This is a genomic window from Nonomuraea jiangxiensis, from assembly GCF_900099965.1.
Classification (GTDB): Bacteria; Actinomycetota; Actinomycetes; order Streptosporangiales; family Streptosporangiaceae; genus Nonomuraea; species Nonomuraea jiangxiensis.
In genome coordinates this window covers 346,044-361,711 of record NZ_FNDJ01000005.1, presented here as the reverse complement: position 1 = coordinate 361,711, position 15,668 = coordinate 346,044, and the positions used below count along the sequence as shown (strand labels likewise).

8 protein-coding genes are annotated in these 15,668 nt (G+C 73.0%); 5 read left to right on the top strand and 3 right to left on the bottom strand.

What is annotated here, in order from left to right:
* Positions 1–59: 59 nt before the first annotated feature.
* From BLS95_RS13830 to BLS95_RS13820, 3 genes are all read left to right on the top strand, one after another.
* A complete protein-coding gene (locus BLS95_RS13830) occupies positions 60–3,449 on the top strand; it encodes a phosphodiester glycosidase family protein (protein ID WP_245765036.1) in 3,390 nt (1,129 codons plus the stop codon).
* Between the two features lie 140 nt (positions 3,450–3,589).
* Entirely contained in the window at positions 3,590–4,744 is a 1,155-nt protein-coding gene (locus BLS95_RS13825; protein WP_090931339.1) for an amidohydrolase family protein, read from the top strand.
* Between the two features lie 89 nt (positions 4,745–4,833).
* On the top strand, positions 4,834–7,653 hold the full coding sequence (locus BLS95_RS13820; RefSeq protein ID WP_090931338.1) for a glycoside hydrolase family 2 TIM barrel-domain containing protein: 2,820 nt from the start codon (positions 4,834–4,836) through the stop codon (positions 7,651–7,653).
* Between the two features lie 75 nt (positions 7,654–7,728).
* On the opposite strand, the gene tuf is transcribed toward BLS95_RS13820, so the two are convergent.
* Complete coding sequence (gene tuf / locus BLS95_RS13815; RefSeq protein WP_090931337.1) at positions 7,729–8,895, bottom strand: elongation factor Tu; 1,167 nt, start codon at positions 8,893–8,895, stop codon at positions 7,729–7,731.
* A 627-nt stretch (positions 8,896–9,522) separates the two neighbouring features.
* On the opposite strand from tuf, the gene BLS95_RS13810 reads away from it, so the two are divergent.
* Complete coding sequence (locus BLS95_RS13810) at positions 9,523–12,495, top strand: AfsR/SARP family transcriptional regulator (RefSeq protein WP_218135743.1); 2,973 nt, start codon at positions 9,523–9,525, stop codon at positions 12,493–12,495.
* A gap of 262 nt (positions 12,496–12,757) precedes the next feature.
* Here BLS95_RS13810 and BLS95_RS13805 read toward each other — a convergent pair whose 3' ends face one another.
* Together BLS95_RS13805 and BLS95_RS13800 are read right to left on the bottom strand one after the other, a co-directional pair.
* Complete coding sequence (locus BLS95_RS13805) at positions 12,758–13,384, bottom strand: protoglobin domain-containing protein (RefSeq protein ID WP_090931335.1); 627 nt, start codon at positions 13,382–13,384, stop codon at positions 12,758–12,760.
* A 263-nt stretch (positions 13,385–13,647) separates the two neighbouring features.
* The gene (locus tag BLS95_RS13800) at positions 13,648–14,202 is read right to left on the bottom strand and encodes an acyclic terpene utilization AtuA family protein (protein WP_176993172.1); all 555 of its coding nucleotides are present in this window, start codon (positions 14,200–14,202) and stop codon (positions 13,648–13,650) included.
* A gap of 175 nt (positions 14,203–14,377) precedes the next feature.
* Between BLS95_RS13800 and BLS95_RS13795 the strand changes: the two genes are divergently transcribed.
* On the top strand, positions 14,378–15,586 hold the full coding sequence (locus tag BLS95_RS13795; RefSeq protein WP_176993171.1) for a sialidase family protein: 1,209 nt from the start codon (positions 14,378–14,380) through the stop codon (positions 15,584–15,586).
* The last annotated feature ends 82 nt before the right edge of the window (positions 15,587–15,668 follow it).

The window sequence follows — 15,668 nt, the reverse complement described above, 5'->3', positions numbered from 1 at the left end:
ATCTTTTAGTTCACGTACAAGTCTTGAAAGTTATAACCGCGGGCGATTGAGTTCGGGTCGTGCAGACCCTCCGATTGCTGGCCGCCGCACTGTTATTAGGGCCCGTGGCCCTGACCGCCGTGCCCGCGCAGGCCGACCCCGCAGTTCCCGCAGAGGACGCGCTCGAGGCGTCGTCCTACCCGCCGCCGTCCACGCTGCTCGCCCAGGAGGCCGGGCAGAAGCTGGAGACGGCCAAGAGGACCCGGCCGATCGCCCCGGGCATCTCGCTGACCTCGTTCGACACCTACGACGCGCTCGGGTGGCTGCGTGCCGACGCCGTCACTGCCGACCTCGGCGGCGCGAAGGCCGACTACGTCTTCTCCGGCGAGGTGTCCAGGACCGAGCCGCTGTCCGGCCCCGCCCGGCGCTCCCGGGCCGTCGCCGCCGTCAACGGCGACTTCTTCGACATCAACAACTCCGGCGCCGCCGAGGGCATCGGCGTGCGGAACGGCGAGCTCGTCCAGTCGCCGGTCTCCGGGCACGAGAACGCCGTCGCGGTCACCGGCGACGGCGTCGGGCGCGTGCTCAAGATGTACTTCGAGGGCAGCGCCACGCCGGCTGGCGGCGCGCCGATCGCGCTCACCCAGTTCAACCAGATCATCCAGCGCGGCGGCGTCGGGCTCTTCACGCCGCTGTGGGGCTCCTACAACCGGGCCCGCGCCGTCGAGGGCGCCACGTCCGTCGCCGAGGCCGTGCTGGTGGACGGGGTGGTCACCGAGGTACGCACGGCCGCCGGCACCGGCCCCATCCCCGCCGGGACCTCCATCCTGCTCGGCCGCGACGCCGGCGCCGCCAGCTTGGCCGCGCTGAAGCCCGGCGACCGCGTGGACGTGAAGTACCAGCCGAAGCCCTCCGACGGCGGCACGGTCAAGGCGGCCATCGGCGGCAACTGGGTGCTGGTCAAGGACGGCGTCGTACAGAACTCCACCGACACGGCCGCGCACCCCCGTACCGCCGTCGGGTTCTCCGCCGACGGCCGCGAGATGTACCTCCTGACCGTGGACGGCCGCCAGGTCGACAGCCGTGGCGTCACCCTCAACGAGCTGGCCCAGATGATGATCGAGCTCGGCGCCGCGAACGCGCTCAACCTCGACGGCGGCGGCTCGTCCACCATGCTCGCCCGCGAGCCCGGCTCCGCCGACGTCCAGGTGGAGAACAGCCCCTCCGACGGCGGCGAGCGGCACGTGCCCAACGGCCTGGCGCTCTACGCGCCCGAGGGCAGCGGCAAGCTCAAGGGCTTCTGGCTGGAGACCGCCACCGACCCGGCCAAGGCGCCCGGAATCGGGCCCGTCCCCGGTGGCCGTCCCGACCGCGTCTTCCCCGGCCTCACGAGGAGGCTCACCGCCGCCGGGTACGACGAGACGTACGGCCCCGCCGCCGGCGCCCCCTCCTGGCGGTCGACCCCGGCGGTGCACGGCGTCATCCGCGACGGCAGGTTCCACGCCCTGGTGCCCGGCCCGGCCACCGTCACCGCCTCGCGCGGCAAGGCCAAGGGCAGCCTCGACCTGACCGTCCTGCAGCCCCTGGAGCGGCTCGGCACCACCTCCGACCGGCTCGGCATGCAGGGCGTGAACGGGACCGCGACGTTCGGCGTGGTCGGCTACGACCGCAACGGCAACTCCGCGCCCATCGAGCCCGGCGACCTCACGCTCGACTACGACCGGAACCTGTTCGAGGTGACCGCCGCCGAGGAGGGCTACTTCACCGTCAAGGCCAGGCAGGCCACCGCCTCCGGGCTGATCACCGCCAAGGTCGGCAAGATCAGCACCGCCGTCCCGGTGACCGTCGGCCTGGAGACCAAGCCGGTCGCCGACTTCGAGGACGCGGGCTCGTGGACCTTCGCCGCCGCCCGCGCCACCGGCTCGCTGGCCGCCGCGCCCGGCCAGAGCGGCGGCGGGCTCAAGCTGTCCTACGACTTCACCACCTCCACCGGCACCCGGGCGGCCTACGCCAGCCCGCCGCGGCAGATCGAGGTGGACGGGCAGCCGCAGGCGTTCGGGCTCTGGATCAACTCCACCGGCAAGGGGGAGTGGCCCAGCCTGGAGTTCTACGACGCGCTCGGGCAGTCGCAGATCCTGCGCGGGCCGTACATGACGTGGACCGCCTGGCGCTACGTCGAGTTCCCGGTGCCGGCGGGCATCAACCACCCGCTCAAGCTGCGCCGGTTCTACGTGGCCGAGACCAAGGCCGCCGTCTCGTACACCAACGAGATCCTCATCGACGGCCTGGTCGCCAAGGTGCCGCCGTCGGTGTCGCCGCCCGCCGTGCCGGAGGTCGCCGACCCGGTGGTCAAGGCGGAGGTGGGGAAGATGCCGTGGCGGTTCGCGGTCATGTCGGACGCGCAGTTCGTGGCCCGGGCCCCGGACAGCGACCTGGTCAGGAACGCGCGCCGCACGCTCCAGGAGATCAGGGCGGCCAAGCCGGACTTCCTGGTGATCAACGGTGACCTGGTGGACGAGGCGTCGCCTGAGGACTTCGCGCTGGCCAAGAAGGTCCTCGACGAGGAGCTCGGCGGGAAGCTGGAATACCACTACATTCCGGGCAACCACGAGGTCATGGGCGGCGCGATCGACAACTTCAGGGCGGTCTTCGGCGACACGTACCGGACGTTCGACCACAAGGGCACCCGCTTCGTCACCCTGGACACCTCGCGACTGAACCTGCGGGGCGGCGGCTTCGACCAGGTGGCCATGCTGCGTTCGGAGCTGGACAAGGCGGCCGAGGACCCGAAGGTGGGGTCGGTCGCGGTGCTGTTCCACGTGCCGCCGCGCGACCCCCTGCCCGCCAAGGCCAGCCAGCTCGGCGACCGCAAGGAGGCCGCGCTGGTGGAGGGCTGGCTGGCCGACTTCCAGCGCGCGACCGGCAAGGGCGCCGCCTACATCGGGGCGCACGTGGGGACCTTCCACGCCGGCCGGGTGGACGCGGTGCCGTACTTCGTCAACGGCAACTCCGCCAAGACCCCGGCCACAGCTCCCGACGACGGCGGCTTCACCGGCTGGTCGCTGTGGGGCGTCGACCCGGTCTCGAAGTCCGAGGCCGAGCAGGTCAGGCGTAACTGGTTCGCCGACGCGCCCGAGTGGATCGGTACGCAGGTGCGCCCGCACGTGGACGACCTGACGCTCACCGTCCCGGCCTCGGTCCGCGTCGGCTCGCCCGCGACGGTGACGGCCGCGGTCAAGCAGGGCGGCCGGACGGTGCCGGCCGCCTACCCGGTCTCGGTGACGTGGTCGGGCTCGCCGAACCTGCACATCGGCAGCCGCCTGACCGCCAAACCGTGGGACGTCGCCGTGCTCGACCCGGCCACGGGCACGCTGACGGCGCTGCGCAAGGGCACGGTGACGGTGGCCGTCACGGTCAGCGGCGTGAGGCGGCAGGCGCAGGTGGCGATCGCCGCCAGGGCCGCCGCCTGACCCTCTCCGCCGGGCCCCGCGGGACGGCTCACCGTCCCGCGGGGCTCCGCCTCGCGGGTGTTCACCGCGCCCGGGGCGCGGGTACGGACCGGGGTGACGGGGGGAGGACAAATCGCTCGTGAGTGCTTGGGGGCCCGCCGATGTCCGCTGAGCTCGACCTGGTGCCCGCCGGACTCGTACGGGCCGTCGAGGCGTTGCCGCTGGTCGACCACCACGTGCACGGGGCCTCGGCGAAGGACCTGTCACGCAAGGCCTTCGAGGAGATGATCACCGAGTCCGACCGGCCTGTGCCCGAGTGGATGACCCAGTTCGACTCCCAGGTCGGCTACGCCATCCTGCGCCACTGCGCGCCCGTGCTCGGGCTGGAGCCGCACTGCGCGCCGGAGGAATACCTGGCCAGGCGTGCCAGGCTGGGCACCGACGAGGTCAACCGGCTGCTGCTCGGCGCCAGTGGCGTCGGCCACTTCCTGGTCGAGACCGGCTACCGCGGCGACGAGATCCTCGGCCCGTCCGGGATGGCCGAGCTCGCCGGGGTGCCCGCCGACGAGGTGGTCCGCCTGGAGGCCGTGGCCGAGCGGGTCGCCGCCACCGGGTGCGACGCCGCGGCGTTCGCCGGGCGGTTCGCGGAGGAGTTGTGGGAGCGCAGCCGCACGGCGCGCGGGCTCAAGACCATCGCCGCCTACCGGCATGGCCTCGACTTCGACCCTGCCCCGCCGGGCCGTGAGGAGGTCACGGAGGCGGCCGGGCGCTGGCTGGCGGCGGGCGGCGGCCGGCTCGACGACCCCGTGCTGCTGCGGCACCTCATCTGGACCGGTCTCGAACGGGGGTTGCCGCTGCAGTTCCACATCGGCTACGGCGACCCGGACGTGGACCTGCGCCGCTCGGACCCGCTGCTGCTGCGCGGGCTGATCGAACGGGCCGAGCCGACCGGGGTGCCGCTGCTGTTGCTGCACTGCTATCCGTATCAGCGGCATGCCGGGCTCCTGGCGCACGCGTACCCGAACGTGTACTTCGACGTGGGACTGGGCCTCAACTACTCGGGGGCGCGCAGCGCGGCGCTGGTGGCGGAGAGCCTGGAGGTGGCGCCGTTCGCCAAGGTGCTGTTCTCGTCCGACGCCTGGGGACCGGCCGAGCTCCACTACCTCGGGGCGCATCTGTGGCGGCGGGCGATGGAACGGGTGCTGGGCGCGTTCGTGGACGAGGGTGAGTGGTCGCTCGCGCAGGCGGTACGGGTGGCCTCGATGGTGGGCGCCGAGAACGCGCGCCGCGTGTACGACCTGGGCGCCGACGCCTGACCGGCCCGGTACCGCAGACCGGCGCCGTGCATATCGGGCACAAAACTCATCGATGACGAAACCATCGCGAACCTCTAGGCTCGGCGACGATGGATCCCGAAACATTCACGCCCGGTTCGGGGCGACTCGAACCCCGGGCGGCACTCCGCTCCGACGCGCCGGCTCTCGACCTCAACGGGACCTGGCGCTTCCGCCTGTCACCTACCGCGACCGTCCCCGACGACTTCGCCCGCCCCGAGTTCGACGACGCCTCCTGGGACGACCTGCCCGTCCCCGCCCACTGGCCGCTGCACGGCCACGGCGCCCCCGCCTACACCAACGTCTCCTTCCCCATCCCCGTCGACCCGCCCCACGTCCCCGGCGAGAACCCCACGGGCGACTACCGGCGGGAGTTCGACCTGCCGGAGGGCTGGACCGGCGGCCGGCTGCGGTTCGAGGGGGTGGACTCCTTCGCCCGGGTCTGGCTCAACGGCCACGAGCTGGGCTTCAGCACCGGCAGCCGGCTGCCCGTCGAGTTCGACGCCGGGCCGTGGCTCAGGCCGGGGCGCAACGTGCTCGCTGTACGCGTGCACCAGTGGTCGGCCGCCAGCTACCTGGAGGACCAGGACATGTGGTGGCTGCCCGGGATTTTCCGGGACGTCACGCTCACCCGCTCCACGGCGGACGTCTTCGTACGCGCCTCCTACCGGGACGGGCGCGGCACGCTCAGCTTCGAGGCGCCCGGCCGGATGAGCGTGCCGGAGCTCGGCGTCGCCGACCTTGAGCCCGGCACCGAGGTCACCCTCGACGTGGAGCCGTGGACGGCGGAGACCCCCCGCCTGTACGACGCCGTCGTGACCTGCCCCGAGGAGTCGGTACGCCTGCGCGTCGGCTTCCGCACGATCTCCATCGCGGACGGCGTGCTGCTCGCCAACGGCCGCCCGATCCTGCTCAAGGGCGTGAACCGGCACGAGTTCCACCCCGAGCACGGCCGCGCCGTCCCGTACGAGACGATGCGCCAGGACGTGCTGCGGATGAAGCAGCACAACATCAACGCCGTCAGGACCAGCCACTACCCGCCGCATCCGGACTTCCTGGACCTGTGCGACGAGCTGGGCCTGTGGGTGATCGACGAGTGCGACCTGGAGACGCACGGCTTCGGCCAGGTCGGCTGGCGGGCCAACCCCACCGACGACCCCCGCTACGCCGAGGCCCTGCTCGACCGCATGCGCCGCATGGTCGAACGCGACAAGAACCACCCCAGCGTCATCATGTGGTCGCTCGGCAACGAGGCCGGGGTCGGCCGGAACCTGGCCGTCATGGCGGACTGGGCCCGCGAACGCGACCCGTCCCGGCCGCTGCACTACGAGGGCGACCTGTCGTGCGCGCACACCGACGTCTACTCCCGCATGTACGCCTCCCACGCCGAGGTCGAGGCCATCGGCCGGCTGGCGGAGGACCCGCTGGACGACCCGGACCTGGACGCGCGGCGGCGGGCGATGCCGTTCCTGCAGTGCGAGTACGCCCACGCCATGGGCAACGGGCCCGGCGGGCTGGCCGAGTACCAGGAGCTGTTCGAGCGCTACCCGCGATTGGCCGGCGGGTTCGTCTGGGAGTGGATCGATCACGGCCTGGCGCATCCCGTCCACGAGTACGCCTACGGCGGCGACTACGGCGAGCCCGTGCACGACGGGAACTTCGTGATCGACGGGCTCGTGTTCCCCGACCGGACGCCCTCGCCGGGGCTGCTGGACCTGAAGAAGGTGTTCGAGCCGGTCAAGTTCGAGTTCGAGAGCGGGGTGGTGCGGGTCGTCAACTGCTACGACTTCGCGGATCTGGCCGAGCTGGAGCTCGTCGTCACGGTGGAGTCGGCGGCAGGCACTGCGGAGGTCGCGGCGGGGACGCTGGGTCCGGCGGGGACGCTGGCGGTGCCCGCCGGGGGTGGCGTGGTCAAGCTGCCCGACCTGCCCGCCGGGGACAGGGAGCGGTGGCTGACCGTGCGCGCGGTGCTGGCCGAGGACCAGCCGTGGGCGAAGGCGGGCCATGAGGTGGCATGGGCACAGACGCTCCTGGCCCCGCCCCCTCCGCGCCCCGACGGGACGGCGGCCACGACCTCGGGCACGGGTGCGGGTGTGGGGTTCGTGCGGGACGGCGGCGAGATCACCGCCGGGGACTCCGCCTTCGATGCGGGGACGGGCCGGCTCGTCCGGCTGTTCGGGGTGGAGGTGGACGGCCCCCGGCTGGACCTGTGGCGGGCGCCGACCGACAACGACTCCTACGGCGGTCTCGCCGGGCGGTGGCGCGCGCTGGGCCTGCACCGGCTCACCCACCGGGTGGACGCCGTCGAGGTCGGCGCCGGGCTGACCGTCCGTACCCGGGTCGCGCCGGCGGCCACCGACCTTGGGATGCGGGCCACGTACCGGTGGACGTTCGACGGTGGGCTGCGGCTGGAGCTGGAGGTCGAGCCCGAGGGTGACTGGCAGGACCCGATCCCGCGGCTCGGGCTGACGATGTCGCTGCCGCGCGAGGTGGCGCGGGTCGCCTGGTTCGGGCTCGGGCCCGGCGAGGCCTATCCGGACACGGGGCTGGCCGCCCGGGTGGGCCGCTGGTCGGCGACGGTCGCGGAGCTGCAGACGCCGTACGTGTTCCCGCAGGAGAACGGGCACCGGGCTGAGGTGCGCTGGGCCGACTTCGGCGGTTTCCGGGTGTCGGGGGAGCCGGTGTTCGGGATGACGGCGCGGCCGTGGAGCATCGAGGAACTGGACGCCGCCCGGCACCGGCCGGACCTGGTGGCAGGGGAGCGGGTGCACCTCCACCTGGACCTCGCCCACCAGGGCATCGGCACCGCCGCCTGCGGCCCCGGACCTCTGCCGCGCTACGCGCTCCGGGCCGCCCGGGCCACCTTCGCCCTCCGCTTCGACCCGAGCTGATAAAGGCTGGGGCCCCGCGCGGTTCGCGGGACCCCGGCCTGCCCAGCACGCTGGACCTTCGGTGGGACTCGGGTTTCAGTCGGGGACGGTGAGGATCGTGCCGGCGCCGACCGTCAGCCCGCCCTCGCGGATCGCGAAGCCGAGCCCGGGCTCGATCGCCACCGCCTTGCCCAGCTCGACCTCCGCCTCCACCATGTCGCCCGGCCGGCCCGGCCCGGACAGGGCCAGTTCGCCCGGCACGTCGGTGGTGCGCAGGTAGAACTGCGGCCGATACCCGGAGGCGATCGGCCTGCTCCGCCCGCCCTCCTCGGGGGTCAGCAGGTAGACGCGGGCGGTGAACGACGTACGGGCCCGCTGGCTGCCCGGCTCGGCCAGCACCATGCCCCGCCGCACCTGCTCGCGGCGCACCCCGCGCAGCAGCACGGCGGCGTTGTCACCGGCCTCGCCGCGCTCCATCGTCTTGCCGAACGTCTCCACCCCGGTGACGACCGCGCTGAACCCGTCGCCGAAGCCGACGGCCTCCACCGTGTCGCCGACCCGGACGGAGCCGCGCTCGATGGCGCCGGTGACGACCGTGCCGCGGCCGGTGACCGTCAGCACGTTCTCGACCGGCATGAGGAACGGCGCGTCCACGTACCGGACCGGTACGGGGATGTGCTCGTCCACCGCCTGGAGCAGCGCCTCGACGGACGCCGTCCAGACCGGGTCGCCCTCCAGCGCGCGCAGCCCGGACACCCGGACCATCGGCACGTCGTGGTAGCCGTGCTCGCCGAGCATGTCCTGCAGCTCCAGCTCGACCAGGTCGGTCAGCTCCGGGTCCGCGCCGTCGGCCTTGTTGACGGCCACGACCAGGTGCTCGACGCCGACCCGCTTGGCCAGCAGCACGTGCTCCCTGGTCTGCGGCATGATCCCGTCGTGCGCGGACACGACGAGGATCGCCCCGTCGAGCTGCGCCGCCCCCGTGATCATGTTCTTCACGTAGTCGGCGTGTCCCGGCATGTCCACGTGCGCGTAGTGCCGGGTGTCGGTCTCGTACTCGACGTGCGAGATGTTGATCGTGATCCCCCTGGAGGCCTCCTCCGGGGTCCGGTCGATCCGCTCGAACGGCGTGTACGTGGCCTGCCCCCGCGCCGCCAGCACCTTGGTGATCGCCGCGGTCAAGGTGGTCTTCCCGTGGTCGACATGCCCCATGGTGCCGATGTTGAGATGCGGCTTGTTCCGTACGTAGGCCTGCTTGGCCATGATTCCTTCCCTCAGAATCGCCTGGTCGTCTCGCGTGACCCGTCGGGGTCGTCCACCTCCCCCCGCCGGGTCACCTTCAGGACTTACGGGAAGAGGTCAGCGCTCCAGGCCGTCGCAGGCACGCTCGAACGCACCCGGCACGGCGGGTGCGGTGTGGCGAGCGCGCAGGAACATGAGGACCATAGTGGGGCGATCAGCGCCGGAGGGCAACGGAATATTCCCGGGCGGCCCGGCGCCCGCTCAACCTGGGACCGCGGGCCGCGACCCGGCCGGAGCCGCGGCGGCGAGGGGGGCCGCGGGAGGCCCGATCGGGAGGCGGCCCGTGGACCCAGGCTGAGGCCCCCGCATCCGGGGCCCCGTGGACGTAACCCCGTGTGCGGAGCAGCGCATCTATACCGGCGCATGTGGAGCAGCGCCGAAGACGCGACCCGCCCTGGCGGCGGCACGGGCTGGTGCCGCCGCCGGGGCGCCTCTACCGGAGCGCGGCGACCGTGCACCCCCGTGAGCCGCCGGCGTCCTGTGAAAATCTTGGACCTGGCGAGGCAGGCGGAATGTTGTCAGTATGTTGTCGCCGATGTGATGGGGTGTCCCAGAAGGTATCGGTGCTCCCGAGATCGGGGTGACGGTGTGCTCGGATTCCGGCTGTTCGGTCCGGTGGAGCTGGAGACGGATGCCGGCGCGGTGGACATCGGACCACCTCAGCGGCGAAGCGTGCTGGCGGCGCTGGCCGTGGACGCCGGGCGGCAGGTGTCGGCCGAGACGCTGATCGGCCGGGTGTGGGGCGACGGGCCGCCTGACGGGGCGCGCCGGGCGCTGCACGCGCACATCACCCGCCTCCGCCGCCTGCTGAGCGACGCCGGTGCCGGGGACGGCGGTACGGCGGCGTCCGTGCCGCGGCAGGCGAACGGCTACCTGCTACGGGTCGAGCCCGAACGCATCGACCTGCACCGGTTCAAGGGCATGGCCGAGCGGGCCCGCGACCCCGGCCTGGCCGGACCCGAGCGGCTGGAGTTGCTGCGCGGGGCCCTGGAGCTGTGGCGGGGCGTCCCCCTGGCCGGGATCAAGGGGGAGTGGGCGGAGCGCGTGCGAGAGGGCTGGGGCCGGCAGCGCCTGGACGTCGCCGTGCACTGGGCCGGGCTGGAGCTCCAGTACGGTGGCCGGGACCGGGTCCCGCACCGGCTGCGCGAGCTGCTGACCGAGCACCCCCTGTCCGAGCCCCTGATCGCCGCCCTCATGCGGGCACTGCACGCGACCGGCAGCACCGCGGAGGCGCTGGCCTGCTACGCCTCCTTCCGGGAGCGACTGGTCGACGAGCTCGGCGCCGGGCCGGGGGCCGAGCTGCAGCACCTGCACCAGGCGCTGCTGCGCGACGAGATCGTCGCACCACCGTCCACACCGCCGGCACCATCCACGCCGCCCGCGCCGCCGTCCCGGGTCGTCCCGGAGCAGCTCCCGCTGGACGTCCGCGGTTTCACCGCCCGCGCCGCCGAGCTGGCCGAGCTGGACGCCCTGCTGGAGGAGTCGGTGAAGCACCCGACCGCGGTCATCATCTCCGCGCTGTCGGGCACCCCGGGCGTGGGCAAGACCGCGCTGGCCGTGCACTGGGCGCACCGGGTCAAGGACGCCTTCCCCGACGGCCGGCTCTACCTGAACCTGCGCGGCTACGACGTCGGCCCGCCCATGTCGGCCCACGAGGCACTGGCCGCCCTGCTCGGCGCGCTGGGGGTGCCCGCGCCCCTCATGCCACCGGACACCGAGCAGCGGGCGGCCCGCTTCCGTACCGAGGTCAGTGGCCGGCGCCTGCTGATCGTGCTGGACAACGCCTCCTCGGCCGAGCAGGTCCGCCCCCTGCTGCCCGGCTCGCCCTCCTGCATGGTGATCGTGACCAGCCGCGACTCGGTGCCCGGACTGGTGACCCTGTACGGCGCCCACCGGATCCTGCTCGACCTGCTGCCGCTTCCCGACGCGATCGGCCTGCTGGGCACGCTCATCGGCGCCCGGGTGGCGGCGGAGCCGCGGGCGGCGGCCGTACTGGCCGGGCAGTGCGCGCGGCTGCCGCTGGCGCTGCGTGTGGCCGCGGAGCTCGCCACCACCAGGCCCGGGGCTTCGCTGGCGGAGCTGACCGGCGAGCTGGCCGACCACCAGGCGCGGCTCGACCTGCTCGAAGCCGGTGGGGACGGGCGGGCCGCGGTACGGGCCGTCTTCTCCTGGTCCTACCAGCGCCTCCCGCCGCCCGTGCAGCGGGCCTTCCGCCTGCTGAGCCTGTCTCCCGGCCCCGACGTGGACGCCCATGCCGCCGCGGCGCTCACCGGCGACTCACCCGAGTGGGCCGAGCGCACCCTGGCCCTGCTGGCGAGGGCCAGCCTGCTGCAGCCCGCCCCGCCCGGCCGGTACGGCACGCACGACCTGCTGCGCGCGTACGCCACCTGGCTGAGCGCCCGTCACGACGCGGAGCACGAGCGGCGCGACGCGCTGACCCGGCTGTTCGATCACTACCTGACCACCGCCGGCGCGGCCATGGACATCCTCTATCCGGCCGAGCGCCATCGCCGGCCCGAGGTCGGGCCGCCGACCCCCTACTCGCCGGCGCTCGCCGACGCCGCCGCCGCGCGAACGTGGCTGGAACGCCACCGGCCCGCCCTGCTCGCCGCGTGCGCCCGTGCGGAACAGGACCGGCCCGGCCACGCCACCCGGCTGGCCGCCGTTCTGTACGCCTACCTCGACAACGGCGGCCACTCCACGGACGCCCTGCTCATGCACTCCTACGCCCTCCAGGCCGCCCGGCAGACCGGTGACCTGGCCGGGGAGGCCGGCGCCCTCGTCCACCTCGGCGTCGTCCACCTGCAGCTCGGCAACCACGACCGGGTCACCGAGCACTTCACCCAGGCCCTGGCCATCTTCCGGGAGCTCGGCGACCGCACCGGGCAGGCCCGTACGCTGGGCAACCTGGGCATGCTGCAGGGCCGCATGGGCCTGGTGGAGTCCGCCATCAGCCATCACGAGCAGGCACTCGAACTGTTCCGCGAGCTCGGCGACCGGGTCGGGGAGGCGAACACGCTGAACAACATGGGCGACGTGGACGTACAGTGCGGCCGCCTGGCCTCGGCGGCGGAGCGGCACACGCGGGCCCTGGCGATCTTCCGCGAGCTCGGCCACGTCGGCGGCGAGGCGACCGCGCTGAACAACCTCGCCGACGTCCAGGTGATGTCGGCCCGGCCGCAAGCGGCCCTCGACCTCTACCAGCGGGCCCTGGCCCTGTTCCGGCAGCTCGGCGAGCGCTACGGGCAGGTGTGCGTGCTGAACGGCCTGGGCGAGGCCCACCGCCTGGCCGGCGCCCACGCGAACGCCGTCGCCCAGCACACCTCCGCACTGGACCTGGCCGTGGAGATCGGCGAACGGGACGAGCAGGCCCGCGCCCACCGCGGGCTCGGGCGGGCCTTTCAGGCGATCGGCGATCCCGATCGTGCCCGTCGGCACGGGGAGCACTCCCTGGCGATCCACATCGAGCTCGGCACCGTCCACACCGAGGACCTCCGCGCCTGGCTCGCCTCCCTCGGCACCCCGCCCCAGGACCCGTCCGCACCCGACCTCAGCACATGACCCGCGCCACGCCGACCAACGCCGGCCTCCGAGGCGACATCATGCTGAAATCCGCCTTGTTCGGGCCGGCCCCGGAAAGAATGGTGTCGTCCCAGTGATGGGGAAGTCCGGCAACATCGCCTCGCCGAATTTCGCTCCTACGAAGCGGGTGTCGGCGTTACGCGCGGTGTAATAGACCGCCAGGAGCGCGGCCGGCCCGGTGGCGACCGCCAGGACGCGACCGCGGATGGCGTCTTCAGCGACGCGGTCCGCCTCGTCCCCGTCACCACTCGGCGGCGTCCACGTACGGCCGGGTCCAGACCGTGACGTGCAGCATGACCGACTTGGTGAAGGCGGCGTGCATGCGGTCGACCTGCTCGGGGGAGGCGCCCGTGGCGCCCAGGTACTCACGCGCGGTGGCGATCACGACGGCGGTGAAGGCGAGCAGGTAGCGCATCGGAATGTGGTCGGCGGAGTCGGCGTGATCGGTGACGTTCTTCTTGGCCCGGGTGTGACGCAGCCCGATCTCCTGCTGGTAGTTCAGCCAGTCCTGATCCAGCGGGCGGGTGCAGGCGTCGATGATGAACCGGTCGAACCGCGGCTGGGACGCCGCGCCGTACTCCGGGTTCGGGCTCCCGTCGGGGTGGCCGAAGTAGGGGCGCATGAACGGCATTTCCCCGAGCCGCCGGCGGTAGGCGGTCACCATGTCGTCGGCCTGGTCGACCAGTACGCCGGCCGCCTCCACCAAGGCGTCCTCGTCGTCCTTGGTCAGCCCCACCACGGCCTTGAGCCGTTCCAGGTCCTCCAGGGTCAGCGGCGAGGTGGCGGCCTCGGCGGTGCCATAGGAGTAACCGGGGATCGCCTCGGCATGTTCGGTGACCAGTTTCGGTGTCGGCGTATGCTCACTCATCACCAAGACCTCCCTTGCTCGGTACGCCACCGCACCTGACGAGATCACGGAGGAGCCGCCCGAACCCCGGCGCCATGCTCCGCTCCGCGCGGATCCGGACAGGCGCGGACCTGGCCGCAGATCCGCCGCACCCGGCGTCCACCCGGGCCTCTACCCTGGTCGAAGGCGTCACACCTCGCCCCTGACCGCGCGGCTGCGCGATCTCCGCGAGAGCGGCGTCGTCGGGGCGTACGCCGACTTCGCCGGCGGCGGTGTGGGGCTCGTCAGGGGGTGACCGCGCAGGGGGCGATGAGGATGCGGGTGGGGGCCTCCTGGCTGAGGTGTACCGAGTCGAGCGGGACCGTGACCTCGGGTGTGCGGTAACGGCCGCCTGAAAAGCGGGCGGCCAGGCAGGCGCGCACCGCCGCCGCCGTCACGTCGCCGTCAAGGAAGCTGTGCCCGTCGCGGTGGACCTCCATCACGCACGGCCCCGGCTGCGCGGCCAGCGCCAGCCCCGCCACCGTCGCCCCGGCCAGCGCGCCGAGATCGCCGCGCGTCCAGCCGTAGTGCCACATGCCCGCCGCCACCACGGGCGCGGCCGGACAACAATCGGGGGCGGTGAGCACCACGTCCAGCCCCTGGAACAGCGCCCTGGCGATCTCCTCGGCCCCGTTCGCGACCGGCGTGGCGATCCGCAGCCCCGGTAACTCCGGCACCCGGCCGGTCGCTGAATAGATGAGTTTGACGCCCGTTCGGACAAGTCCGGGACCGGTGTCGCGCCACCCGCAGGCGACGACGTCGGCCGACTCGGCAGTCCCCCATGTGCCGATGCGCAGCATAATCACTTGACTACCCTTTGCGCTGGCCATCACACGCTGTTACCCGATTCGGTGTTCCGTAACGGCCGCCGCACGTCACCCGGCTGGTCGCCCGAGCCCGGACGGAGCGATGGGGTGGATCAAGGGTCCGGTGGTTGAGATCATGACGGCCCGGACCCGACCTCGGAGGTCATCCATGCGTACGTTACGGACGTTCGGCGCTGTGATCGGAGCGGTGGTGGCCATGGCCACCTCCGCGACACCCGCGGCGGCCCTGGCCGCCCAGCCGCCCACGCTCTCCTTCCACAAGCAGACCCTGTGGCGGTCCTACACCGACGGCGGGTCGACGACCTGCTTCCGGCTCCCCGCCGTGGTCAAGACCAGGAACAACGTGCTGCTCGCGTTCGCCGAGCGGCGCAACCGCAACAACTGCGCCGACCACGGCGCGTTCGACGTCGTCATGCGGCGTTCCACCGACAACGGCCGCACGTGGGAGGCGAGCAGGACGGTCCTGGCCGGCGCCGCGGGCGCGGCCCTGCAGGGCAACGCGACGGTGGTGGCGCATTCGGCGGGGCCGGTGTTCCTGTTCACCACCTCCGAGCCGACCGCCACCCAGACCACGCCCCGCGTCCCGAAGGTCCAGGTCAGCAACGACGACGGTCGGACCTGGTCGGCGCCGGACGACCTGTCGGGGGTGATCAAGACGCCCGCGGGCGCCGGGGACTGGTTCGCCACCGGGCCGGGGCACGGCATCGAGCTCACCCATCCCGACCACCGGGGACGGCTGGTCGTGCCGGTCTACTTCGGCATCGGCGACCAGCAGAGCGTGCGGCTCGTCTACAGCGACGACCGCGGCGCGAGCTGGAAGATCGGCGCGACCGCGACCTACGACAAGTCGGTGCTGCGGCTGGGCGAGCAGACCCTGGTCGAGCGGACCGACGGGAGCATCCTGGTGATCGCCCGCAACGGCTCGGTCCCGGACCAGACCTCCGTACGCGGCCTGGCCCGTGGCGTCAGCCTCGACGGCGGCCTCACCTTCGACGGCGACTTCCGGGCCGACAACTCCATCACCGCCCCGCCCACCCATCCCGCCCTGCTCCGCCAGCGCGGGGCCGGCGGCTCGTACACCCGGATCCTGCTGTCCGCGCCCGCCACCCCGAAGACCGACAACAACCCCGTGGGCATGAACGTACGCTCCTCCTTCGACGAGGGCGCCACCTGGCGGCACTGGGACGGCTCCGCCGGCGCCGGCGGCATCCGCATCGACGGCGACCACGCCGGATACTCCGACATGACGCTCATCGGCGACGGCGCGATCGGCGTGCTCTACGAGGCGGGCGTGAACCGCTTCCGGGACGAGATCCGCTGGAACTGGTTCTGGGAGAGCGGCATCGGCCTGCGCTGACCCCCGGCGGAGCCGGACGGGTCCAGTCCGGCTGTCACACCAGGGCGGTCGGGTTGCCGGCGCCGACCACCCTGGTGCCGCC

Coding starts and splice junctions, on each gene's coding strand:
- BLS95_RS13825 (WP_090931339.1), top strand. CDS start 3,590: ATGTCCGCTGAGCTCGACCTGGTGCCCGCCGGACTCGTACGGGCCGTC.
- BLS95_RS13820 (WP_090931338.1), top strand. CDS start 4,834: ATGGATCCCGAAACATTCACGCCCGGTTCGGGGCGACTCGAACCCCGG.
- tuf (WP_090931337.1), bottom strand. CDS start 8,895: ATGGCCAAGCAGGCCTACGTACGGAACAAGCCGCATCTCAACATCGGC.
- BLS95_RS13805 (WP_090931335.1), bottom strand. CDS start 13,384: ATGAGTGAGCATACGCCGACACCGAAACTGGTCACCGAACATGCCGAG.
- BLS95_RS13800 (WP_176993172.1), bottom strand. CDS start 14,202: ATGCTGCGCATCGGCACATGGGGGACTGCCGAGTCGGCCGACGTCGTC.
- BLS95_RS13795 (WP_176993171.1), top strand. CDS start 14,378: ATGCGTACGTTACGGACGTTCGGCGCTGTGATCGGAGCGGTGGTGGCC.